At 40.7% G+C, this 22,788-nt stretch carries 23 protein-coding genes; 5 read left to right on the forward strand and 18 right to left on the reverse strand.

Annotated features, from left to right (window positions below; translation table 11 throughout):
* Positions 1-448 precede the first annotated feature (448 nt).
* From H6G18_RS10925 to H6G18_RS10970, 10 genes are all read right to left on the reverse strand, one after another.
* Positions 449-688, reverse strand: a complete 240-nt coding sequence (locus H6G18_RS10925; RefSeq protein WP_190407127.1) for a hypothetical protein — start codon at positions 686-688, stop codon at positions 449-451.
* 61 nt (positions 689-749) lie between these two features.
* Positions 750-962, reverse strand: a complete 213-nt coding sequence (locus H6G18_RS10930; RefSeq protein WP_190407128.1) for a chlorophyll a/b-binding protein — start codon at positions 960-962, stop codon at positions 750-752.
* Positions 963-1,229: 267 nt separating this feature from the next.
* Positions 1,230-2,084, reverse strand: coding sequence for a DUF72 domain-containing protein (locus tag H6G18_RS10935; protein WP_190407129.1), 855 nt, complete (start codon positions 2,082-2,084; stop codon positions 1,230-1,232).
* 295 nt (positions 2,085-2,379) lie between these two features.
* Positions 2,380-2,721, reverse strand: coding sequence for a cupin domain-containing protein (locus tag H6G18_RS10940; protein ID WP_190407130.1), 342 nt, complete (start codon positions 2,719-2,721; stop codon positions 2,380-2,382).
* 11 nt (positions 2,722-2,732) lie between these two features.
* Positions 2,733-3,902, reverse strand: coding sequence for a zinc-dependent alcohol dehydrogenase (locus tag H6G18_RS10945; protein ID WP_190407131.1), 1,170 nt, complete (start codon positions 3,900-3,902; stop codon positions 2,733-2,735).
* 117 nt (positions 3,903-4,019) lie between these two features.
* The gene (locus H6G18_RS10950; RefSeq protein WP_190407132.1) at positions 4,020-4,427 is read right to left on the reverse strand and encodes a hypothetical protein; all 408 of its coding nucleotides are present in this window, start codon (positions 4,425-4,427) and stop codon (positions 4,020-4,022) included.
* Between the two features lie 316 nt (positions 4,428-4,743).
* Positions 4,744-5,913 (reverse strand): zinc-dependent alcohol dehydrogenase, encoded by a 1,170-nt coding sequence (locus tag H6G18_RS10955; RefSeq protein WP_190407133.1) that lies wholly within the window; start codon positions 5,911-5,913, stop codon positions 4,744-4,746.
* Positions 5,914-5,997: 84 nt separating this feature from the next.
* Positions 5,998-6,696, reverse strand: coding sequence for an SRPBCC family protein (locus tag H6G18_RS10960; RefSeq protein ID WP_190407134.1), 699 nt, complete (start codon positions 6,694-6,696; stop codon positions 5,998-6,000).
* 426 nt (positions 6,697-7,122) lie between these two features.
* Positions 7,123-8,220 carry a DJ-1/PfpI/YhbO family deglycase/protease gene (locus H6G18_RS10965; protein WP_190407135.1) on the reverse strand — a complete coding sequence of 366 codons (1,098 nt, stop codon included), beginning with the start codon at positions 8,218-8,220 and terminating at the stop codon, positions 7,123-7,125.
* Positions 8,221-8,268: 48 nt separating this feature from the next.
* Positions 8,269-8,670 (reverse strand): DUF2267 domain-containing protein, encoded by a 402-nt coding sequence (locus H6G18_RS10970; protein ID WP_190407136.1) that lies wholly within the window; start codon positions 8,668-8,670, stop codon positions 8,269-8,271.
* Positions 8,671-9,101: 431 nt separating this feature from the next.
* Between H6G18_RS10970 and H6G18_RS10975 the strand changes: the two genes are divergently transcribed.
* Both H6G18_RS10975 and H6G18_RS10980 read left to right on the forward strand, forming a co-directional pair.
* Positions 9,102-9,515, forward strand: a complete 414-nt coding sequence (locus tag H6G18_RS10975; protein WP_390824761.1) for a DUF6335 family protein — start codon at positions 9,102-9,104, stop codon at positions 9,513-9,515.
* 224 nt (positions 9,516-9,739) lie between these two features.
* Positions 9,740-10,222, forward strand: a complete 483-nt coding sequence (locus H6G18_RS10980; protein WP_190407138.1) for a MarR family winged helix-turn-helix transcriptional regulator — start codon at positions 9,740-9,742, stop codon at positions 10,220-10,222.
* A gap of 76 nt (positions 10,223-10,298) precedes the next feature.
* On the opposite strand, the gene H6G18_RS10985 is transcribed toward H6G18_RS10980, so the two are convergent.
* The 8 genes from H6G18_RS10985 to H6G18_RS11020 all read right to left on the reverse strand — a co-directional run bounded on the left by H6G18_RS10985 (position 10,299) and on the right by H6G18_RS11020 (position 19,120).
* A complete protein-coding gene (locus H6G18_RS10985; RefSeq protein WP_190407139.1) occupies positions 10,299-10,601 on the reverse strand; it encodes a hypothetical protein in 303 nt (100 codons plus the stop codon).
* A gap of 191 nt (positions 10,602-10,792) precedes the next feature.
* Positions 10,793-12,058 (reverse strand): glycosyltransferase, encoded by a 1,266-nt coding sequence (locus H6G18_RS10990; RefSeq protein WP_190407140.1) that lies wholly within the window; start codon positions 12,056-12,058, stop codon positions 10,793-10,795.
* 160 nt (positions 12,059-12,218) lie between these two features.
* Complete coding sequence (locus H6G18_RS10995) at positions 12,219-13,448, reverse strand: glycosyltransferase (protein WP_190407218.1); 1,230 nt, start codon at positions 13,446-13,448, stop codon at positions 12,219-12,221.
* A gap of 86 nt (positions 13,449-13,534) precedes the next feature.
* Complete coding sequence (locus tag H6G18_RS11000) at positions 13,535-14,794, reverse strand: glycosyltransferase (RefSeq protein WP_190407219.1); 1,260 nt, start codon at positions 14,792-14,794, stop codon at positions 13,535-13,537.
* 117 nt (positions 14,795-14,911) lie between these two features.
* Positions 14,912-15,379 carry a DUF2141 domain-containing protein gene (locus H6G18_RS11005; RefSeq protein ID WP_190407141.1) on the reverse strand — a complete coding sequence of 156 codons (468 nt, stop codon included), beginning with the start codon at positions 15,377-15,379 and terminating at the stop codon, positions 14,912-14,914.
* A 90-nt stretch (positions 15,380-15,469) separates the two neighbouring features.
* Positions 15,470-16,471, reverse strand: coding sequence for an NAD-dependent epimerase/dehydratase family protein (locus H6G18_RS11010; RefSeq protein ID WP_190407142.1), 1,002 nt, complete (start codon positions 16,469-16,471; stop codon positions 15,470-15,472).
* Between the two features lie 179 nt (positions 16,472-16,650).
* Complete coding sequence (gene devC / locus H6G18_RS11015) at positions 16,651-17,829, reverse strand: ABC transporter permease DevC (RefSeq protein WP_190407143.1); 1,179 nt, start codon at positions 17,827-17,829, stop codon at positions 16,651-16,653.
* A gap of 88 nt (positions 17,830-17,917) precedes the next feature.
* Positions 17,918-19,120 (reverse strand): ABC exporter membrane fusion protein, encoded by a 1,203-nt coding sequence (locus H6G18_RS11020; RefSeq protein WP_190407144.1) that lies wholly within the window; start codon positions 19,118-19,120, stop codon positions 17,918-17,920.
* 314 nt (positions 19,121-19,434) lie between these two features.
* Here H6G18_RS11020 and H6G18_RS25020 point away from each other — a divergent pair, with 314 nt between their 5' ends.
* From H6G18_RS25020 to H6G18_RS11030, 3 genes are all read left to right on the forward strand, one after another.
* A complete protein-coding gene (locus H6G18_RS25020) occupies positions 19,435-19,569 on the forward strand; it encodes a hypothetical protein (RefSeq protein WP_277875583.1) in 135 nt (44 codons plus the stop codon).
* A gap of 346 nt (positions 19,570-19,915) precedes the next feature.
* Positions 19,916-21,262, forward strand: a complete 1,347-nt coding sequence (locus H6G18_RS11025; RefSeq protein ID WP_190407145.1) for a ParB/RepB/Spo0J family partition protein — start codon at positions 19,916-19,918, stop codon at positions 21,260-21,262.
* Positions 21,263-22,118: 856 nt separating this feature from the next.
* Complete coding sequence (locus H6G18_RS11030; RefSeq protein ID WP_190407146.1) at positions 22,119-22,397, forward strand: hypothetical protein; 279 nt, start codon at positions 22,119-22,121, stop codon at positions 22,395-22,397.
* The last annotated feature ends 391 nt before the right edge of the window (positions 22,398-22,788 follow it).

A 22,788-nucleotide genomic window follows, 5' to 3' on the forward strand; every position in this document is an offset into this window, starting at 1 on the left:
AATGAATTTATAATCACTGTTAAACTAAAATATTTTAATCCTTCGCCCAAAATCTAACATATTTTGGGCTATTTTTATTGGCTTTTTCTTAACATTCAACACTTCTGCAACAATTCATACATTTCTGTTTGTCAATGTTTGGCATTGTTGATACCCACTATGTAATTTTGCCAAGAGGGGTATGACCCCCTATTATTGCCAATAATTATTTTTTCGGTCTTATCAGAAAAGGATTACAAAAACCATTATTACTCTTTTTGAAATCACTCAAAGGGCGATAAGTGACAAAAGTCAAAAAACCATGAATTTTATGATTTATGCCGTTCAACTTAGTACTACTAACTTTTTCCCAAGATTTGTTGGCGTAATTGATATTGAAAAGAAGCCTTGGTGATGTTCACCAAGGCTTCTGGTATATTTATTCAGTTTCCAATCTAAGCTCAACTTTCTAGCCCAAATTACTAAAGAAAGTTGCCCACAAGGTTCCGGTTACGCCGATAGCAATTAGAGTATTTGTCAAAAAATTGCCTAATTCAGCCTGTTCTCCCAATTTTTTGTCATCTTGACCGGCGCTAAAAAACAATGACCAAGCTTGATTAACATTAATTGTCTCAAAGTTGTTGAAATTAGGTCTGAATACAACAGGACCAATTAAATCTTTTCTAGGGAAATCAAAATCAGTTCTCATAACTTTCCTTACTTACTGTTTTATTTGTGATGAATGGCAATTTTTGAAGATTTAAATCTAATTACAGGTTTGTCAGCCATGCAATCAAGCCTTGTCCGGTAATCAACTCTACCGCTATGAGTGAGACAAAACCAATCATAGCCAAACGTCCATTAAGTTTCTCTGCATACTCGGTGAAACCAGCCCTTGGTGTTTGGTCTACATAAACCTTTGGTTCGATGGCGAAGTTGTTGAGTTGTCCGAGTTCGTTGGTAGTAAAACCTTTGCTTATCATGTCTTTTTTCCTTTTGTTTTCTTATGTAACTAAATATAACTTTATGTAAACAATTTTTGCAAGTGCTTGACAAAATAAATATGTGGTGATTTCATCCTAAAAGAGTCGAGAATACCGTATGAATTGGGAAATTGGTCTTTCATGCACGATAAATCGCATCTCTACATAAGAGATTTTGGATTGATTTCCATTGTTTTGGGTTATGGACGTATTTCTCCTCCAGGCTAATGACGAAGATAATGAGGAGAAATTGAGCAGATTTTTCAGCTACCAGAGATTAAGTTGATTGGGTGGATGCTGGAGGTGATTCCAAGGAAGGGGTGGAACTGGTACACTATTTTGTTCTAATAGCTGCTGGAAGTAACGGGCAGTGTTAGGCGATCGCTCTTCTAGAGGACAATGGACAAAGAAATAAATTCGTGTCCCAGTTTGTAACCACTGTTGAAGTTGTCTCACCCACTCTTCCATAAAGGGTTGATTTACTGTCAAATCAGGATGAGAAATAAACCTAATCAGGCTAAAAGGTGCGGTGACGCTGAATTGTACAGGTAATTTCGGTTTGCGTCGTTCTGATTGTAATTGGCGATCGTCGTCTCCAGTGTAGATGGGGCGTGAATCTAGTAGCACCCTTCCCACTCCCAGAGTTTCTAAAAGCTGTGTCAAATTACTTCTATGAGGTTCTCGAAACCAGTCAGGATGTCTCACCTCTAGGGCTAGTGGTGCTGTTGTGCGCGGCCAAGCTTCTAAAAAACCAGCCAAATCATCAATCAATTTTGGTGCATAACTTGGTGGTAACTGGGCAAATATGGGGCCAAGACGTTTACCCAAAGGACGCATCCCCTCCAAAAATGTTAATGCTGCGGGAATCTGGGGTTTTAATAAACCTTGGTGGGTAATATCTCGTGGTAATTTCAGACAAAATTCAAAGCCTGGCGGTGTTTCTGCTGCCCAACGGCTTACAGTTTCTTGGTTTGGTACTGCATAAAAAGTTGTATTACCCTCTACTGTAGTGAAGCAATGACTGTAGAGGTTGAGAAATTCTGTAGCGCGAGTCCCTTGGGGATAAAGTTCACCCACCCAACCCTTATAAGCCCAAACAGCACATCCAATAGAGAAATTCACAAGCTTTGACAAAAAAATCTACAGGGAAATCCTGAGTGTTCATATTTAATATTAAAAGAGATTAAGTAAGTTGGTGAGAATAAGGAAACACCAAAAAATAAATTATTCCAAATTGACGGTTAGTAGGGTGCGTCAGTATGAATAGTTTCTTGGTACAGCTAAGTTTTCTTGCACTGACGCACCCTACATTTTGGATGTTTTTTTATCTGGAAGTCCCTAAATCTCACTATGTAAAATAATATAAGTTTATTGTGTTCGAGTTCGTAATCAGGACTTAAGTCCTGACTACAAACCTTTAATTTTCATCTCGCCCATGAACTTCAGCCGGTGGGCTAGTTGCTTCCACAGCCGTGAATGGTTCGAGAATTTTGTAGGTGTGGTTTGCGCCTTTTGGCACAGTCCAAGAACTCCCAGGTTCTAGTAATATTATTTGCCCTTCAATGTGCAACTCGGCACGACCATTAATTACATAACCAACGGTTTCGTATTCTCGACGAGTTGGTTGTTTATCTTCACCTGGTTGTTCGTCTTCCCAAAGACGCATAGAAATAGATTTACCCGATGCTAAATATTTCTGACCGAGTTTACCTTTGGGAGAATGGTGAGAATCTATTTTTTTAACGCTGGTATCACTCATATTTAACCACCTTACGGTTTTAGTACAACTTTGATGCAGTTATCTTTTTTATGTTTAAAAATTTCGTACCCGTGGGATGCTTGTTCTAGTGGGAGGGTGTGGGTGATGACGAATGATGGGTCAATTTCGCCATTTTGAATACGTTCTAGTAAGGGCTTCAAATATTTATGGACATGGGTTTGTCCCATCTTGAAAGTTAAACCCTTATTCATTGCCGAACCCATCGGGATTTTGTCAAGGAAACCACCATATACACCCGCCACTGAAACATGACCACCTTTAGCCGCAGACAGAATTACTTGTCGTAATGCGGTTGGTCTGTCTGTTTCTAGGCGGACAGCCTGTTTTACTTGGTCGTAGAAAGCCATCAAATCTGTACCGTGGGCTTCCATTCCGACTGCATCAATACAAGCATCAGGCCCACGTCCACCAGTCATTTCCTTGAGTGCTTCCCCAATATTGACCTCTTCGTAGTTGAGGACTTCGGCATTACATTGTTCTTTAGCCATTTGTAAGCGTTCAGGAATGCGGTCAAAGGCGATAACTCTTTCTGCACCCAACATATAGGCGCTCTTAATGGCAAACTGCCCGACTGGGCCACAGCCCCACACAGCCACAATATCGCCGGGTTTGATGTTGCAATTCTCCGCCGCCATGTAACCAGTCGGAAAAATATCAGTTAAAAATAATACTTTTTCATCTGGAAGATTATCGGGTATTTTGAGCAAGCCAATATCTGCAAAAGGTACGCGGGCGTATTCTGCTTGACCGCCAGCATAGCCACCAAATAGGTGAGAGTAGCCAAATAGACCTGCTGGAGAATGACCCATTTGCAGTTCTACCATCCAGGCGTTAGGGTTGGAATTATCACACAAAGACCATAAATCCCGTTGACAGAAGAAGCAAGAACCGCAGGAAATTGTGAAAGGAACAACCACGCGATCGCCTATTTTCACATTTTTTACAGCACTCCCTAATTCAACTACTTCCCCCATGAATTCATGACCAAGGATATCGCCATTTTGCATAGTGGGAATATAGCCATCATATATATGCAAATCTGACCCACAAATAGCTGTAGAAGTAATTTTAATAATTGCATCTCGTGGATTAAGAATTTTTGGGTCAGGTACTGTTTCTACCCTGACATCATTTGTCCCCTGCCAGCAAACAGCTTTCATATTGATGATTCCTAATTTATTTGTGACTCAGAGACGCGAATTATCGCGTCTCCAGTTTAATTAAGATGGTGATTAAATCAATGATTCACGCGTAAAACTCAAGCTTGGTATTAATTATTAACTCCGACTTCTAGCTTCTCTTACACGCTCAGGCTGTCGATAATAACCACCTTCACTTTGAGTCATTGGCTCAACTGTTTTACCTATTTTTCTTTGTACTGATTTGCCAAACTCTTTAGTAGCTCTGGGTGTTTCTTCGTCTAAGTTTAATTTTTCACGCACATTATCAGCAGTGTTTCTCAGACGATTTTGAGCGTTTCTTACTTGATTATCATTTCTGATACCTTCGTTATTAGGAGTACCTTTGTAGTAAGTACCTTCTGGTGTTTGGACGGTATTAGCTTGAGCAATCATAGCAGTACCGTAGATTAAAGATTGACCTACGAAAAATGTTGCTGCTACCAAGAAAACAACTAAAATTTGACGAAGCAAAATATTTTGTATCCAAGAAATTAGGCGGTTCATAGAACTCCTTTATTACATGATGTGTAAGGATGTATATATTTTTGACGTGATCAATGTTATTAAACATCTATCTGTAACTAGGTTTAGATATCGGCAATTAGTAGTAGTTTATATTTATAAAAGATTACTAAATACCTAATTACAACCTTAAAAATCTTAGAGCTAATTTGTAAACTAAAGTAAAATACTTACCATGTAAGGGTTTCAGGAATTCGGGTTAATACAGCACTTATTCGCTGAAACTTAGACCTAGTAATGATTTGAATCTCCTTAAGATTTTCTTTACGAATCAGCTCTTATTTCCTACTCCCCATACTCACGGTTTAAGTACAACTTTGACGCAGTTATCTTTTTTCTGTTGGAAAATGTGATAACCGTGGGATGCTTGTTCTAGGGGTAATTGATGGGTGACAACAAAAGATGGATCGAGTTTGCCGTCTAAGATAAGTTGGAGTAACAAATTCATGTATTTCTGACCGTGCATTTGTCCCATCCTGAAAGTTAGACCTTTATTAAAAGCAGCACCCATTGGTATTTTGTCTACAAATCCACCGTAGACACCCATAATTGAAAGCGTGCCACCTTTACGACAGGCGACCATCATTTCCCGCAATACGTGAGGACGGTCGGTTTCTAGCCTTAACTTTTGCTTTGTTTGGTCGTAAAAGTCTTCTAAACCAACACCATGCGCCTCCAAACCTACTGCATCAATGCAAGCATCAGGGCCGCGTCCCCCTGTCATTTCTTTTAAGGCTTCACCTGTATTGACTTCTTCGTAATTAATAACTTCGGCTTTGGCATATTTTTGCGCCATCTCTAGACGTTCGGGAAAGCGGTCTATGGCTATGACTTTTTCTGCACCCATCATATAGGCGCTAATCATGGCGAATTGACCGACAGCACCACAACCCCACACAGCGACAGTGTCACCTGGTTGAATGTCGCAAATTTCTGCACCCATATAACCGGTGGGAATAGCATCGGAGATGAATAGCAACATCTCGTCTGGTAAATCTGGCGGAACTTTCACCACACCGACATCAGCAAAAGGGACGCGGATATATTCAGCTTGTGCGCCAGCGTAACCACCTAATAGATGAGAGTAACCGTAAATGGCTGAGGTGACATTGCCGTAGAGTTTTTCTTCTAACCAAGCATTGGGGTTAGAGTTGTCACACAGCGACCACATATCATGTTCACAATAGTGGCATCTACCACAGCCTATCGTAGAAGGAACAACAACGCGATCGCCTATTTTTAAGTTATCGACTCCGCTACCAACTTCGACGACTTCCCCCATAAACTCATGACCAATAATGTCACCCTGTTGTACTGTGGGGATATAGCCGCCATAAATATGTAAATCAGAGCCACAAATTGCTGTGGAACTAATTTTAATAATTGCATCACGGGGGTTGAGAATTTTCGGGTCTGGTACCGTCTCCACCCGCACCTCGTTAGCACCATACCAGCAGACAGCTTTCATAGTTATTAGTCAGTTGTTAGTTGTCAGTTGTCAGACGTTCTGACTTTTCACAGTATCTCGGAAACCCCTACTTCCCCTGCCTCCCTACTTCCTTCCCGATGGCTGTCCTTCAGTTGTGGCGATTTCTCCAGCTTCCATCAGCATTTTGAAGCGGCGTAGTTCATCACCAATTTGCTGTTCTGGTTCTTCACCAAAAAGTTTGGCAACTACAGCAGCTAAAGCACCCCCAGGGGGATTGTATTCTAAAACAACCTTTACTTCAGTACCGCGATCGCCTGGGGCTTTTTGAAAACGTACAAAACCAGAATTTTCCACATCTGCACCTTCCACAGAAGCCCAAGAAATAAACTCATTTTCTCGGTCTTCTAAAATATCGGCATCCCATTCCACGTTGTTACCTAAAGGCGCATTAGCTATCCAATGCGAGCGTTTTTCGTTGTACACCTTTACAGATTTGAGATGCTTCATAAAGGTCGGCAGATTCTCAAAGTTATGCCAATAACGGTACAGTTCATCTGCTGGTTTATTAATTGTCACCGTCTTTTCAACTTTGATGGGTTTATTTATGCCTATCGCTTCTTGCGCTTGCTGAATAGTGCTTTGTTTGGTTACACCTTGATAGATTAAACCGCCACCAGCTAAAGCCGTCAGCACTCCCCGCAAAGAAGCTTGTCTTAAACCTAGTAATACTAATGCCCCGCCGCCAATGAGAGAAGCCCAACGCTCACTCTCACTGGCTTGACTCGGAGTGTTACTCTGTCTATCTCCTGATGTCAAAGTCACTCTTTTATCTCCCATTTAAAATGCAAACCCCTAATGAGGGACTTCCAGATCAATTCAAAATTCAAAATTAAATACAGCCAGACACCTGGGGGAGCCAGTGCGTTGGTGAAGCAGTCCGGTCTTGGGGGTTCCCCCCAGGAGGAACTGCTGAAAGGGTTCCCCGGCTTAAAGCAACTGGCGTTGGGGTTTGTACCTACCTTCTCTACGTTTCCTGCGGAACGCTACGCGTTCGCGTAGCGTGTCGTAGACAGACGCTACCGCCTAGCTTGCTTCTCCGGAGGAGTACGCCCACTAGGGGCAAGGTTTTGAACCTAGCTTTTTCTGATAAAAAAATATCCAAGTAGGTTGGGTGCGTCAGTACGAAAAAACCTAGCTGTACCCAGAAGTTATTCATACTGACGCACCCTACTAACTAAGAACTACGAATTACATTGATACAGCAGCCCCTGTTGTTGGCTTAGGAGGCTGAACGGTAGCACCTGTGCGTGTCCGGTACAGTCCTACTAATCGCTGTTCGTATTTGAGCAAATCTTTGTAAATTTCTTTGAAAATAGCGGTTGCTATGGGGTCAGTGTACATTGCACAGAGATTACCAATATCACCAATACCAGTTTGTACATCGCCCAAGGCGCTACGTATTTGATATATGTCATCGCTACCACTTAAAGCGCTTTTCACCTTGGCATATTGATTAGCGATATTTGCCCCGAAGGAGGGTTTTTCACCCATCCTAGAGAGATAGGTTTCTAGGTACTCAATATGACGCTGTTTATTAGTAATCATTTCTTGGAACAGTGCTTTTGCTTCTGTATCCGATTCTTTTTCTGCGTACTTCTCTAGGGCTTCTAGTGAGTAACGTTCTCCACCCAAAGCAGTATTTAAACCTCTGACGATATCACCTTTAGTTGAACCGCCCCAAGCATCTGCGAGTTTCCACCATTCTGCACTAGTATCATTTTCGTCTGGTAGTGCTGCATCTTTACCACCATAACCCAGACGACTCAAAATAGCTGTGGTGAAAATCGCCAAATCTCCGGGTTCACGGGATGTAATTAAATTCCCATCAACGACTAGGGCTTCATCTAGATAGTTTACACCAGCATTAATCATGTCTTTGCTGATAGCACTAAAGCCAGTAGCCCGTTTACCTTTCAGCAAGTCGCCTTCAATTAAAACCTGTGGCCCGTGACAAACCGCAGCTACCCATTTTCCTTGCTGTATGGCTTCTTGTACGAAGCGGACTGTATTTGTGTTGCGCCGCATTCTATCGGGAGCCATCCCGCCAGGAATGATCACGGCATCAAATTCGGAAGCGATCGCTTCTGTAGTGGTACCATCGGCTTGAGTAGAAAGTCTACCTCGTTTTCCCTTATATTTTTCATTCATCCGCGAACCGAGGACAACCACCTCAAATCCGGCTTGTTTTAAACCATTACAAGGGATGATAAATTCTACATCTTCTACTGCCTGTTCAATGAGAATAGCTACTTTTTTCTTCCCAGAATTATTACTATGGCTGGTCATATTTTTTCCTATCTAACGGTAGATTGAGCTAAAACCCTAACTTGGTAACTATGCTGGTGTTTCACTAGTGGGTGAAGTACCAAACATTTCTTCGTAATCATGCGAGAAGTGAGAATGCAGTTTGGCAAACTCTTCTGGTCTAATAGCGTTTTGCAAAACTGCAAAAACAGCACGTACATGAATTGCTGTTGTTGTGGGTTCTAGGTTTTCCTTTTGACTCACGCGCATGATAAAGTCTTGCAAATTAAAACTTTGATCTGGTTCTCCTTCTCTACCCCGCAAACAGTCTGCTAATTCTTGTGGTAGTTGAGCTGCTAATTCTTGAGCTTCTTCACCAGAAATGCGTTCTTTAATAGTTTCTAGAGTGGCACAGGTAGCTCTTTGAGCCTCTTCTCGAGAATTTGATTGAGCGAGGCTTTGTACATGAGTAATGAATCCGCCGTATTCCACCTTCTACCTCCACTGATAATCATTAATAATTTGAAAGAAAAGCATAACTGAAAATATCTTTTTTATAAAAACCTCATCCACAAAAGGATAGAGTTTTGTTAATGGCCAGTTAGCAACAAAATATTTTAATATCACCCACAAAGAAATTATTAAACCAGGTTCCAAAACGACTGACACAAGTACCACAATAAACACAAAAAATAGTTATAAGTCAAAAGTTTTTACTTTAGTTGATTGTGGTTTGAAAACTCCTAACTCATAACTAACAGATTCAACTACAAATGGCTTGACCTTGATTTGATACTTTTTAGATTAGGTGGAAATAGCTGGTTTTACTTCGTTCCCAAGAAATAGATCCTTTTATTTCTAAAGTTGTACATCTTATGCAGTACAACTTAATGAAAATAAAAAGCTATTGTGAGAATATAGAAATGGTTAGTATTATGGCAGAAAAAACTAATAATCAAGAAATTAATTCTGAAGATTTGCCACAGGAAATTACTGAATCCTATGGCACTGGTGTCAAAGACTTACCAGGATACAACATTGGTGGACGTGTATTACAAGACAGAAGACGTGAATATACAGAAACTAGTCCCGAACTTACAGGTGGCGATGTTGATGCTTATTGGCAAGATGCGGATGCAGTAGGAGACGAAGCTGTTGGTGGTACTGCTCCAACACCAGATCAGAATGTGACTGAAGAAATAGAAGCAGCCGTGGGGTTGGAAATGCACGATAAAGCCTTTCTCCGCACCAATGAGATTTTAGAACAGCGTGATGATAGACGCTGGGAATTAGATCCCAAGTCTTCTGAAGATTATGAAGAACGGGGAGATAAGTAGAATGGCAAATCACTGAAGAGGTAGGAAGCAGAAAGCAGGAAGCATTGCCTCTGCTCCCTGCTCCCTTGCTAATTACCCCACCAAATTATGTAGATGGGGTAGTGAATGCGTGTATGGCTTTGGTCTGGATTGTACAATTCTCTTAGTAACATTAATAGGTTTAAGCCTCATCTGTGGCCAACTTTATCCACGGGGGCAATGTAATTAGGAGAATCACAATACTCATGACGCTCGATAAACCCTCTCAACAAGGTGCAAATTCCACAGAATGTGCAGCCAATGTCATGGAAACTGTACCGTTAGTGATGCGGTTTATTCGATCGGAAATGCGGGCCCATAAAGCAGCTTTTTTGTCAATACCACAATTGCGATCGCTAGCATATCTCAATCGCTACCCTGGAGCTTCATTATCTGACCTAGCCGAGCATTTAGGTGTCACTTCAGCCACAGCATCAGCCACAATCGAACGGCTAGTACAACGCGATTTAGTACAACGTATTCACCATCCCCAAGAGCGAAGACGTATCGTCCTCACTCTCACTGAAGAGGGGAAATCTATTTTGCAGCAATCCTTAGATCAAACGCGCACTCAAATCGCCGACCTTTTAAAAGGTCTGACAGCCGAGGAAATTTCCTCTGTTGAGAAAGGATTAGCCTTACTCAAAAATATTTTTGAGCAAACAGAGTTCAATCCCCATAAGCGCTGAGGTTGATTGTAGTGAATGTTTTTCTGGTAGAGTGACTATAAATTGGCGATCGCTTCTGATCCTGCGCCTCGCTCAATTACGATGAACACTTATCCAAACATGGATCTGTAGCATTTTGCAAAACTTGGGGAGGTTCATCTAGATTCTGAACTTCTCCGTTCATTTCTTTCAACCATTTCTGAATGCGTTTTCTCTGTAATTCGCAGACTTTCACACTTGCTACTGTTAATGCTTGGCGGGGAAAAATTTCTCTCAAATCAGCCAACATATCAGCACAAACACAAGCTTCTAAACATTCTGTAATATAAGCCATAGAATCTAAACACAACCATTCCTGATTCGCCTCTAGCTTACAGATGTTGAGCTTTATGGTTTTCATAAGAATAGGTTATTTTATATACCCGCATTTGCCTAACTATTTTAGTGTATTTTAGAACAACTTTTTCAAAAATTCACCAACTTTAATGTGCGTCTCCTTTGGAGAATCACAGAACTTTATTGAAAGCGGCGGAAAACCCCAACTAAAAAGAGTTGGGGTTTTTTCTCTCCGTTGCTTAATCAGTAACTTTTTTAAACAGGCGTTGCTTCTTGCTTGTTAGATGATTGCACTAACTCAAAAAGTCTGCTTTCAAACCTTTCCATACAAGCTGACCAATCATAGCCCAGTATAGAAGGACGTGCTTCTTCACTCATGGCAGCTTTGAGTTCAGGGTTTTCCAAAATAGCAATTACCTTTTGCGCAAAATCTTTTGGATTGTTAGGTTCTGCCAAAAAGCCGTTACGACCAGGGAATACTTGTTCTGATGTTGACGGTGCTAATGCGGCAACTACGGGAGTACCGGAAGCTAGAGCTTCGTTTGTTGTTGTGCAGAAATTCTCTGTTACTGAGGGATTCACGAATATATCGGCGCGAGCAAACCAACCTAAAAGTTCTGTACCGTGAGACTCGCCCCACACAGTGATACCAGAGACAAACTTTTGAGCGCGTCTACGGATTTCTTCATCTAGAGGGCCGCTACCAACAATTACCAAATGCACATCAGGAATTTTGGCAGCAATCAGGGGATACATATCTATCAGTTGAGTGACATTCTTTTCTGCGGTGACACGTCCTACAAATAACAGAGTTGGTCTATCGTCGTTAGGAATCGGATTGTGAGTAATGTTGCGGGGATGGAATTTTTCACAATCAATCCCTTGATAAGGTAGATATTCACTACGTTGACATTTTAATTTCTGGTACTTCGCCAATTGTTCTCGTGAAGAAAACACATTCAGATCATACTCTTCACTAAACTGCTTCACTAAAAGTGGAACAAGAGGACGCACCAAACTAAAGAAGATATCGCCAAAGTAATATTTAATATAGGCAACAATGTCTGTATGAAAGACAGAGATGATGGGGGTTTGAGTAAACTTGGCGTATTCCACACCTACAGGACGACCATAACCTTGCAACAAAGCTGAGTATAAACCTCGCATTTGTGCTGCTTCTTCCACTACGATAATGTCTGGTTGAAAGTCTGCAAGTAACTGACTATCACTCCAATGGCGATAGTTCAAAGGTTGGGGAAGAGATTTATAAAATATTAGTGGCTGTGTAGGAAAGGCGTAGGAAGAGAAATTCGGGAAAGGAGTTAATTCATCTAGTCCCGCCATAGGACGCTTCCCAACATTTTTAGGAAACTGTTCGTTGATTTGGGGATGGACGAGTAAAACTTCATGCCCTTGTTTTAACAACCAGTGAACTCTCTGATGTACCGCAACTGATACTCCAGTTAAGAAAGGGGCGTACAATCCGCTAAACAGCGCAATGCGAAGCTTTGGTTTTTGCATATTTTTAGTAAATTTGTGTATTTCTTAGAGAAAATTGGTATTTGAAAGCGCCCTATTGGTTATTTCTTCCCCACACCCATTTCTGTAGTTCCTTCACAAGAAGATTTTGCGATTTCTACGAGACGCTACGCGAACACGCCGCGTGTCGGACAACGCCTGTTTACTCCAATGGCTGATAAGGACGATAATCAACTAGGCGAATATTCCCCGATTCATTAACTTCGTAGCTGACACCACGCCAATTGACTGTTTGCATCCGCAAAGAGGCTATCATCGCCCACCCATAAATCCAGTGTGTTAGCGGTATTCCTATCACCATCCTCAAGATAAGAGGTGCTGACAATTGGGTAATCGGTTTACCTTGTGAACGGATGATTGGTTGTACACCCAACTCTAAAAACAGCATCAGCATAGCTAATGCCAATATATAAATGACATACCAACTCAAAGCAAAAGTAGCTGTATCCCCTTGTCCACTTAAAAAGGCAATAAACCACACCACAATTAAGAGTTGAGATAGTCCTATGGTTAAAACAGCTTCACCTACTACCGCCCACCAATGGGGATGATAAAGTCGGGAGGAAAGTAGTTGGCGCTGGAACCAGTATCTTAAACTTGGTAAATTACACTCCTCTTGATTGAGCATTATCAGAGAAGGTACAAACTGCACCCGGAGGTTATATTTAGCCAATACACGGCGTATCATTGTATCTTCTCTCAGGGCTTCTCCCCACTTCTCTAACAGTCCGGTTTGGTGCAGCACTTCCCTTTTTATTGCCAAAGTTCCGCCCCAAGGAATCCCATATAGGTACATCTGCACAATTGCGGTAACATTCCCGATGTACCTCACTAAAGTACCCCAATAAGTTCCTGTGGATACATACCAGCAATTACCAGTAGTTGCACCTACTGTGGGATGAGACAGAGGGCTGACTAATTCTCGTAACCAATTGGGATGAACAATAGTATCAGCATCGACTAAAGCAATTACCTTATAAGAGTCATCTAATTCTGAGACAGCTTGCAATAAGGAACTGCATTTGAGACTACAACTTTGGCGTACAGTCCGCAAATGATTAATTTGGAAATTATTTGCGTTTATTTGCTTGATGATATCGTTAACAACTTGCCAAGCTGGGTCTTGTTCACTATCGACAATTAGCTTTAGATCATATCGTGGATAGTTTTGCTGAAGAAGCGATCGCAAACAATCAGCTAAAAACGGATATACTCCCCGTAAGCACAAGACTACTGCTGTTTTAGGTAATTGCTCATCAGGTAGATTTTTTGAGCGTGTATTCAAACCCCACCAAAATCGTAATACTGAATACACTTGCACAACTAACCAAATCACCAATAACTTAGATATTAAGATCGCCAATTCATCCATTAATGGATTACCTCTATGTATTAATCGGCGGTTAATAATTAGTAGAAACGTTGCCATGCAACGCCTCTACCGCAATGCAACATCCCTCACAGGGATATTTTGCTATCAATAGGTTGATCTAAGGAATCATAAGCATGGTACTCAACTAGGCGGATATTCTCAGGGCTGTAAATTCGATAAATAATGCCCCGCCATTTAACTGTTGATATCCACAAAGAAGATAGCATTGCTAACCCATAAACCCATTGTGTTAAGGGAATTGCCAGTAACATTTTCCCCACCCTAGCAATTGATAACTGTGTCCCTGGCTGACCTTGAGCGCAAATTACTGGTTGTAGTCCTATCTCCATCACCAGCATCAGTAAGAGCAATCCCAGAGTATAAATGCTGTAGGAATTGAACAATAAAGCTGCTACATCCCATTGAGCATCACCCAAGGACAACAGAAATACAATAATGGCTAAACTTGGGAACAAAATACTAGAAACAGCTTCACTAACTATAGCCAGCCACCGGGGATGATAGAGCCGAGAATAAAGCAGGAAACGCTGGAGATATTCGATGATACCCAGTAAATCACACTCCTCACGATTGACCATAATCAGTGAAGGCACAAATTTAACTCGCAATCCATGTTTCCTTAACACATTGTGCATCATCAAATCTTCGCCGAAAGCTTGCGCCCACTGTTCCAGTAGTCCTGTTTGGCGCAACACTTCTGTTTTCACAGCTAAAGTCCCACCCCAGGGAATACCAAATAGGTACATCTGCACAACTGTAGCGATATTACCGGTGTAGCGTACCAAAGAACCCCAATATTTACCCGTGGGAATATACCAACGATTACCTGTTGTCACCCCAACTTTGGGATTATTCAGAGGACTAACTAATTCCCGCAACCAGTGAGGATGAACGATTGTATCTGCATCTACTAAAGCAACTACTTGATAAGAATCATCTAAATCAGAAATAGCTTGAATTAGAGAACTGCATTTGAGACTACAATTGTGGCGGATAATTCTCAAATGATCGATTTGAGCGTTAGTAGCTCCTAATCTATTGATGGTATCACTAGTAATCTGCCAAGCTGGGTCATCTTGACTATCAACAACTACCTTGAGACTGTAATTTGGGTAATTCTGCTGTAATAACGCTTCTAAACAGTTGTGTAAAAAAGGGTCAGCCCCCCGTAAGCAAAGAACTATCGCCGTTTTAGGTAACTGGTCATCAGGTAAATTCTGAGAACGCCATGTCCGCACATACAACAAAAAGATGAATGAGAGACACATCTGAATAACTAACCACCCCAGCAAAGACTTAGACAAGAAAATTGCCAACTCTTTCATCACATCTATGTCTCCGGCAAATTTTGCCTTGCTTGTGTAATGGTCTATTGTTTAGGGATGTGGGGGATGTGGTATTCTTTCCCATCTTCCCCAAGTCCCTATCTCTCCTCACTCCATTTATCTATCAAGTGAGTATTTGATAGAAATATTCACAGTGGTGTTTTTTGAGACTGAAAAACTTGACTTGCTAAATGCTGGTGTACCTGTTTGGATGGAGACAGTGGGATTATTAGAAATACCAAAGCCTTCTTTCGGAATACCAAAGAAGTTTGTATCTAGCTTGCGATTACCATTTTCATCATGAACGATCGCCACAGCATATTTACCTGCTGGTAAGCCGTAGAAACTCTTGCTTACAGTCTTACCAGTAATTTTTGTACAGCCACTTTGAATTTCACTGGTGTCACTCATGGGAAATCCTTCTTCACTGGCGTAAACCCGGAAGCAAATTTCACCTTTTTGATGACGTATACCGTTGACGTTAACAGTTAATTTAGTTGGAGTTTCTGCGTTTACGCCTGTCAGAGAGCCTAAACTTAATAGGGTAGCTAATAGGAAATAACGCAAATGGGAAATTTTTAACATGATTGCTATTCCTCTAATTATTTGAGATGGTTAATTGTTGAGTTACGAAAAATGAAGTTTCCAGATATAAGCAAAACCGAATCTTCACTTTTATTTAACTAATTTTTGCAGGTCAGTGTTTTGCAACCATGCTTTTGTCTGACGTAAGCCTTCTTCGAGGTCAATTTTTGGCTTGTAATCTAGTAAAGTTTGGGCTTTAGCAATAGAATAAGCATGAGGACGAGTCATAAAATCTACCGACTCTGGAAGGATATCGGCTTTTTTGCGAAATAGTTTCTGTCCCTGATTTCGCAATTTCAAAAACAATTTCATTTCATCTTTTGGAATAGACATAGGAGCAGATGAACCTTCCATCGCCGCTAGGCGCATGAAGTATTCTTTCCAAGAAGTTTCTTCTCCATCGGTGATATTAAAGATTTCACCATAAGCATCTTTTTCTATTGCTAAAAAGATGGCATCAATTAAGTTATCGATATAAACATGATTGATAACTCCTTGGCCTTCGTTAGCGTAAGCAAACAATTTTTGCCGCATCATCAAAATTGGTCGAACTATCCAGGGGATACTTCCTGGCCCGTAAACATCACCGGCGCGAATGATAATTACGCCAAAATCAGGCGGAGAATTTAGGGGTAAAAGTTCGGCTTCAGCTTCGATTTTGGTTTGACAATAGGGATTGTTATCACCGGAAAGTGTGCCAGATTCGGTAATGCGATCGCTATAATTAAACCCATAAACCATGACGCTGGAAAGATGTACAAAGCTTTTCACACCAGCATTTTTGGCAGCTTTAGCCATATTGACTGCGCCAGCCACATTAATTTCCCGAAAATTCTTGATGGGGCCTGCTTCTTCGGTCAATTGTGCTGTGTGTAGAACAATGTCTACTCCTTGACAAGCTTTTTGGGCGATCGCTGCATCAGTTATACTACCAACAATCACTTCCGCACCCAATTGCTGCGCTTTGTCTTTATTGGTAGAACTTTGCAGTCCACGCACTTTCATTCCTTGGGCGATCGCTAACTCGGCTGCACGCAAACCGATAAATTCATCAATCCCAGTAATCAGCAGAGTTTTATTTTGTAAATCCATAATACAGAGTTATTGTTTTACTAAAATTTCCATTCTTAACCCAGGAGAATAATCACTCCATTACTCATTACTCATTACTCCTTACTCCTTACTCATCACTCATTACTCATTACTCCTTACTCCTTACTCATCACTCATTACTCCTTACTCATCACTCATTACTCATCACTAACTACGTCCTAAAAAATATCTGCTGGGTCGGCGGAACGAAGTTTGTTAATAGCCAACGCACCAGAAGTAATACACATTAGCACTGCTGAAACAAAGACAATTAAAGCGTTATTTGCCGTCATGACAATTGGTAATTTAGTTGCTGACATGGCAAAATCATACAAACCAATTGAAACTATAAATCCTGGAATATAAGCTAATAATGCTAGGATTAAAGCTTGTTGAAATACCACATTCAAGAGATAACTGTTAGGATATCCAATTGCTTTTAATGTTGCGTAAGCAATGAATTGAGTGGCAATATTGCTGTAGAGAATTTGATAAACAATCACCACACCTACAACAGAAGCCATTGTGAGCATGATGTTGAGAATAAAGCCAATTGGTGTTCTAGCAGACCAATATTCTTTTTCAAAATCAATAAAGCCTTGGCGAGTGAAAATCCTCACATCATTAGGCAAACTGGCTTCTAAATTTGCCACAACATTTTCCTGATTAGCACCTGGTTTCAGGGTGATTATACCAACATCAATTTTCTCGGCTGGACGAGTATTAGGATTAATCCGCAGAAAAGTTGAATCGCTGACAATCAAGTTACCATCAACACCAAAAGAGGGGCCTAAACTGAATAAGCCACCTACTCGGACTTTGTAGCCAATAGGCGCATCAAAGGGAAAAATTTCAATTGTCTGCTCTGTATCCCCTTTGTCAAAATTGGCAGCTATAGGGCCAAATTCTGGACGGGAATCTCTATCGAAAAGCATGACATCAGGAATTTTCAGTCTGTCTAAATTTTGATCCAGTTCGGGAATATTCATTACTGGTTGACCAGGGTCAAAACCAATAACATAGATTGAATATTTTTCTCCAGTTTCCGGATTTTTTAATTTAGCAAACTGCAAATACATGGGGCTAACTGATTCCACCCCATTAAACCCTAAAGTTTGATACAATCGAGTCCGAGAAAAACTTTGATTTGATGTCAAAGATTTATATTGTGAACTCACTAAAAACAAGTCACCTTTGAGATTCTGATGTACTGCGGTAGCACTGGAGTAAAGCGCATCTTGAAAACCAAGCTGCACGAACATCAGCAAGACAATAAAAGCAATGCCAGCTACAGCTATAAGAAAACGGATCTTCTGTTGGACTAGCTGTAGCCATGCTAAGGGAATTTTAAAATTCATCTTGATTTTGTTGATTGTTAGTTGTCAGTTGTCAGTTGTTATTTGTACACGTTGAAACTAATAACCAATGACTAATGACTAATGACCACTAGATTTGAATTGCTACATCAACTTGTAAGTTAGTTAAACGTGCGACCCGTTCGCTATCTGCGGGATTTTCGATAGAGACTTTGACCTCAACTATTCGGCGGTCTGTGTCTGATCTGGGGTTGAGGCTGAAGATACTTTGTTTGTCAACTTGCCAACCAATTTCTTTGACGGTTCCTTGTAGTGTGCCAGCAAATGCAGTGCTGGTAATTCTGGCTGTTTGACCTACACGCACTTTTTGAATGTCAGTTTGATAGACTTCGGCAATTACATACATCTGCGATGTTTTACCGATGTCAGCAAATCCGGTGCTGGGGATAACTTCGCCTGTTTTGGCATGAACTTTTAAAATTCTGCCATCCATAGGAGCTTTAATGTAAGTTAGCTCTTGATCGGCTTTGGCTTGTTTGATAGCTGTTACAGCACTTCTGACTTCCATCTGGGCTAAATCTACATCTACATCCCGCACTTCGGCGACACTGTTGAGTCTGGCTTTAGCTTCTTTAATTTGGTCAGCAAGGGTGTTTTGAGTCCGGCTGAGGGCGGCTTGGGCTTCGGTTAGTTGCTGTTGTACAGTTTTGAGTTGCAGGGCTTTACTATCTGATACAGAGGCGGAAACTGCGCCTTCTTTGAATAATTGTTGATAGCGATCGTTTTCAGTTTGAGCGTTGTTGACTTCCGCTTGAATACGGTTAATTGTTGCTTGTTGAGTAGCAGTTTCTCCTTTTAATTGTGATTCTAAACGAGCAACTGTAGCTCTTTGAGCATCGATGTCTCCAGATTTTGCTCCCGCTTTAACTTGCGCAAGTCTAACTTTAGCAATTTGCAGTTTATCTAAAGCTTGTTCTAGGGCTGAGGTAGCACGATTATAATCTTCTAGGTAAGCTAATACTTGCCCTGCTTTTACCTGTTCACCTTCTGTCACCAATAGTCTGTCTACTCGGATACCATTGGTGGAACTAGGGGCGGATAAAGTAGTGATTTTTCCTTGTGGTTGTAAGCGTCCTAAAGCGGTGACAGCAACTCTCACGGGTTCAGCCTTAGGAGGATTGGCTGTGGGAGTCTTAACTTGGGGGCTGAACTTATTGGACGAAAAACTGTAGAAAGAAATTAACCCAGCTGCTAATGCAAGAGAGGCTGCGAAAATTAATCGCCACCTACCTTGAGGTTTGATAAATAACTGGCGTTCTTTGTTTACTGCCATATTTTCATTCCAAATTATAATTGTGATTATTTAGGAGATAGCCAAGATGGCTATGTTTGGTAAACTGCTACTCATCCGCAATTAACCAAAAACTCTTTTCTTATATGGTTTTACCTACAGTTAGCGGAGAGGTCTAATTAATTGTGTATGAATTGCTTTTCTGTGCGTGTTAGTTATTAGTTGCACAAAATACGACTAGCAAAATTGATGGTGGTTGTGCTTTGAATCTTCCTCAGTTTTATCCTAATTTGATCCCGAATCAAGTAGCGTAAAATACGATCGCTCTGTGTTGGAATTAGGGAGTGAAAAAATGAATGCCTTTGTTGTCAGCGATGTACTCCTATCAGTGGGAGGCGATCGCCTATAAATATCTAGCAAGAAATTTGCATCTCAAACACCACGAAGCGCTGATAAAAGTAGGCGAAAACTTTGGGCAAACTAGTCTCTAATCATTGCAAAAAACTCTGATTTTGTCAATTAAATGAGTATATAGATTACCCTGGGATGCCGTATTTTGTGAGTAATTAAGTGTCTTTGGTATTATTGGCGGATTGTGCTTCCCCTAGCTGTGTAGTATAAGACATTCTCATCGATTCTGGCGGTAAAATCATCATTTCCAGATGATTGATGAAACTTATTAGGTGTATCTTAGTCGTAATTATTGGTGTGTTAATTGACTGCACTGAAAAATAGTAATACCAATTTGAGAAAAGAATGGGACAGATACATACTCCAAAACCATGATTCTGCTTGGCTTTCCTAATTTTGAATTTTGAATTTTGAATTGGTATAACTATGCCTATAGTACCCATAGACCAAATTAAAATCGGTCGCAATCGCCGTCCGGTCAAGGGTGAGAAAGTGAATGAGTTGAAGGAATCAATCAAGACTAATGGTCTATTGAACCCCATCACGGTAGATCAGAGGCTCACCTTGATTGCTGGACTGCATCGGCTGACAGCTTGTAAGTTGTTGGGGCTAGAAGCGATCGCCTGCAATATTATCCATTACGAAGATACTGACCAAGCGCGGTTAGCAGAAATTGACGAAAATTTGATTCGCAATGAGTTAGAGCCTTTGGAACGTTCGGAATTGTGGTTGGAACGTGACCAAATTCTCGAACGTATGGGATTGCGGGCGAAGGTTGGGGATAATCAACATACATTTAAAGGTGGTGAAATGGTTTCACCACCTCCGAAGAGAACTGTGGAGTTAGCGAAAGAGGCTGGTTACTCGGAACGCACCTTTCAGCATGGTAAGCAAATTGCCAAAAGTATTCACCCAGAAGTCAAACAGCTGATTAAAGGTACACCCATTGCAGATAGTCCCACAGCCCTCTTACAGGTGGCGAGGGCGGGGACACAGGAACGGAATTTGGCAGAAGAGGCGCAACAGGCTTGGGAGTTAGCCCAGGTGAGAGGCGATAAAAAAGAGGCGGAAAAACAAGCGAAGTTAGTAGAAGAGTCGAAGGAAAAGCAAAAAGCATCTCAGTTACTAGCTTATAAAAGTGCGATCGCCCAAAAGGAAGCCAAGTTAGCAGCGAAGAAAACGCAACGCCAGCCAGCACCACTAACCACCAATGAACCAGTGATTCAAACTGGTGATGAATGGATACTAGGCAGACATTTAGTATATTGTGGCGACACAGCCAAGCCAGAATTTCGCAATTTACTACCTTCAGATGCAGCATTGGCGATCGCCACCATCTCACCCACTTGGGAGCATAATTACTTGGTGGATGAAGCCAGAGTTGTGGCTGTTATCCGTTCGGAAGGACATATTTATGAATTTTACAAGCGGAATCAAATGCCCTTCCAATATGAATTATTACTAGGTCACTTTTATGTAGGAATTTTTTCTCATCAAGTAATACCTAAACCCCAAACACCAATTAATATTGAAGGCGTTGAAGGAATTGTTAACTATTTGATCAATTTGTACACCAGCCCCAATCATTTTGTGATTGCCCCATTTATGGGACACGGCGAAATCTTAATTACTTGTGAACGAATGGGGAGAATTTGTTTTATTGGTGACAGCAATTCCGAATTAATGAGTCGGGGAATTGGACGATGGCAAAAATGGACTAGCAAACAAGCCATCAAAACAGTGACTAATGAATCACAAATTAAAAAAGCATAATTACCCATATAGTAATCCGATTTGATTCTTGAAATTATTTGCGTAGATGGGGAGCAGGGAATAGAGCATAGAGAAAAATAAAGATATCAATTACGAATTATTCTGTAGCTTGTTTGTCAAATATTTATTTGTAAATCAGCAATTTAGGTAATTCATCACAAGCCTTTGATATGTTTATTATGCACAATAGATAAAATGAATGTTTGCTTGATAAATACTTACTCACCTTCATCAGTCATTTATATTAGAAATCCCTCAAAAAGCATCCCTCAATTATGGCGTTATGCTGAAAAACAAATTTAGAAATTTCAGTAATCTGATTTATGTATTTCATGAGTTATTACTGAGGTGCTAGATGGTTTGACTATTCTCTGCATCAAGATGTAGCTAACCTTAAAGCCTGAATCAAGCAACTTACAGTCTATCTTTGTTAGTTCTTAGTTATACTTGCATACTATGTCTAAATTGAGATTTTCATCAATAAATAACCAGCTTTTTTATAAAAAAAACTTAAACAAATGATTTAGTTTCTATGAACTGTGCTATTGTTTTTATTAATTCAACGTAAAAAAGCGGCAAGGCAAATTAGTTATTTAATCGCAACTGTAACAGCAAAAACTAAACCCAGTGCAGTATGGCAGAAATAATTACTCAATTGAAAAAGCGAAAAGAATTTTCTTCCCCTCTGCTTTCTGCCTCCTGAGTGCTGCATCACCATCACCTTTTATATGCTTGATTATTCCTGCAAATAACGGTATGAATTCGTAATCAAGGTGATGTTTCTTCTGTAACGAACTTGTCAACTTTTCTGAGACAAATCCCATAACATATATTATCCTGGACGCTGAAACTGGCTATGGCATTCATCAAGATACAGAACGTTGTCATTAATACCAGCTATGTGGCTGCGGTGAAACTAGATAATCAAACTAGTTTGGGAGAAAAAAGCGTTTCTGTCCTCATAGCTACTCCTCAGTTGCCATCGTTCCAGTGGGATACAATTGCTCAAAATCTCTACCATTACGAATGGATTGAATTTACGGGTCAAGCAGCTACCGTTGTCCAAGATTATTTTACCAGTTTCAACAACGTTATTGACCTATTGCCACAATATCAAGAGTCAAGCGTTGGATAACATTCTTTTGATTACTGAGTTTAGGAATGTAGGGTCTATATAGATATCAAAACCCTAACACTCTTACACCCGCCCAAAGCTGACAGGGTGAAATGGGCCGTATATATGGTGTGGTGTTTCAAGAAAAGCATTTAGCCTGACCTACAGTCATACCAATTCTCGAAAATCCTGCAACAAATTCAAACTAGAAAACCATTAGAAAATCTGGCTTTTTGAATTTTGTAGCTTGCTTCTCCGTTCGCGGAGCGTCCCGCAGGGAAGGAGTATTTTGAATTGATATCAGCTGTGCCAATGCACATAGGATAGGTAGTTGCTAACAAGTGCGATCGCTATTTTAACTGAGCAACAGAAATTACTGTAGCTGCAAAATCCACAGTACTCCAGAACAGTA

It is taken from the genome of Anabaena subtropica FACHB-260, assembly GCF_014697105.1.
In the GTDB taxonomy this organism is placed as follows: Bacteria; Cyanobacteriota; Cyanobacteriia; order Cyanobacteriales; family Nostocaceae; genus Trichormus; species Trichormus subtropicus.

Coding starts and splice junctions, on each gene's coding strand:
- H6G18_RS10925 (WP_190407127.1), bottom strand. CDS start 688: ATGAGAACTGATTTTGATTTCCCTAGAAAAGATTTAATTGGTCCTGTT.
- H6G18_RS10930 (WP_190407128.1), bottom strand. CDS start 962: ATGATAAGCAAAGGTTTTACTACCAACGAACTCGGACAACTCAACAAC.
- H6G18_RS10940 (WP_190407130.1), bottom strand. CDS start 2,721: ATGAGTGATACCAGCGTTAAAAAAATAGATTCTCACCATTCTCCCAAA.
- H6G18_RS10945 (WP_190407131.1), bottom strand. CDS start 3,902: ATGAAAGCTGTTTGCTGGCAGGGGACAAATGATGTCAGGGTAGAAACA.
- H6G18_RS10950 (WP_190407132.1), bottom strand. CDS start 4,427: ATGAACCGCCTAATTTCTTGGATACAAAATATTTTGCTTCGTCAAATT.
- H6G18_RS10955 (WP_190407133.1), bottom strand. CDS start 5,913: ATGAAAGCTGTCTGCTGGTATGGTGCTAACGAGGTGCGGGTGGAGACG.
- H6G18_RS10965 (WP_190407135.1), bottom strand. CDS start 8,220: ATGACCAGCCATAGTAATAATTCTGGGAAGAAAAAAGTAGCTATTCTC.
- H6G18_RS10975 (WP_390824761.1), top strand. CDS start 9,102: ATGGTTAGTATTATGGCAGAAAAAACTAATAATCAAGAAATTAATTCT.
- H6G18_RS10980 (WP_190407138.1), top strand. CDS start 9,740: ATGACGCTCGATAAACCCTCTCAACAAGGTGCAAATTCCACAGAATGT.
- H6G18_RS10985 (WP_190407139.1), bottom strand. CDS start 10,601: ATGAAAACCATAAAGCTCAACATCTGTAAGCTAGAGGCGAATCAGGAA.
- H6G18_RS10990 (WP_190407140.1), bottom strand. CDS start 12,058: ATGCAAAAACCAAAGCTTCGCATTGCGCTGTTTAGCGGATTGTACGCC.
- H6G18_RS10995 (WP_190407218.1), bottom strand. CDS start 13,448: ATGGATGAATTGGCGATCTTAATATCTAAGTTATTGGTGATTTGGTTA.
- H6G18_RS11000 (WP_190407219.1), bottom strand. CDS start 14,794: ATGAAAGAGTTGGCAATTTTCTTGTCTAAGTCTTTGCTGGGGTGGTTA.
- H6G18_RS11005 (WP_190407141.1), bottom strand. CDS start 15,379: ATGTTAAAAATTTCCCATTTGCGTTATTTCCTATTAGCTACCCTATTA.
- H6G18_RS11010 (WP_190407142.1), bottom strand. CDS start 16,471: ATGGATTTACAAAATAAAACTCTGCTGATTACTGGGATTGATGAATTT.
- devC (WP_190407143.1), bottom strand. CDS start 17,829: ATGAATTTTAAAATTCCCTTAGCATGGCTACAGCTAGTCCAACAGAAG.
- H6G18_RS11020 (WP_190407144.1), bottom strand. CDS start 19,120: ATGGCAGTAAACAAAGAACGCCAGTTATTTATCAAACCTCAAGGTAGG.
- H6G18_RS25020 (WP_277875583.1), top strand. CDS start 19,435: ATGCCTTTGTTGTCAGCGATGTACTCCTATCAGTGGGAGGCGATCGCC.
- H6G18_RS11025 (WP_190407145.1), top strand. CDS start 19,916: ATGCCTATAGTACCCATAGACCAAATTAAAATCGGTCGCAATCGCCGT.
- H6G18_RS11030 (WP_190407146.1), top strand. CDS start 22,119: ATGGCATTCATCAAGATACAGAACGTTGTCATTAATACCAGCTATGTG.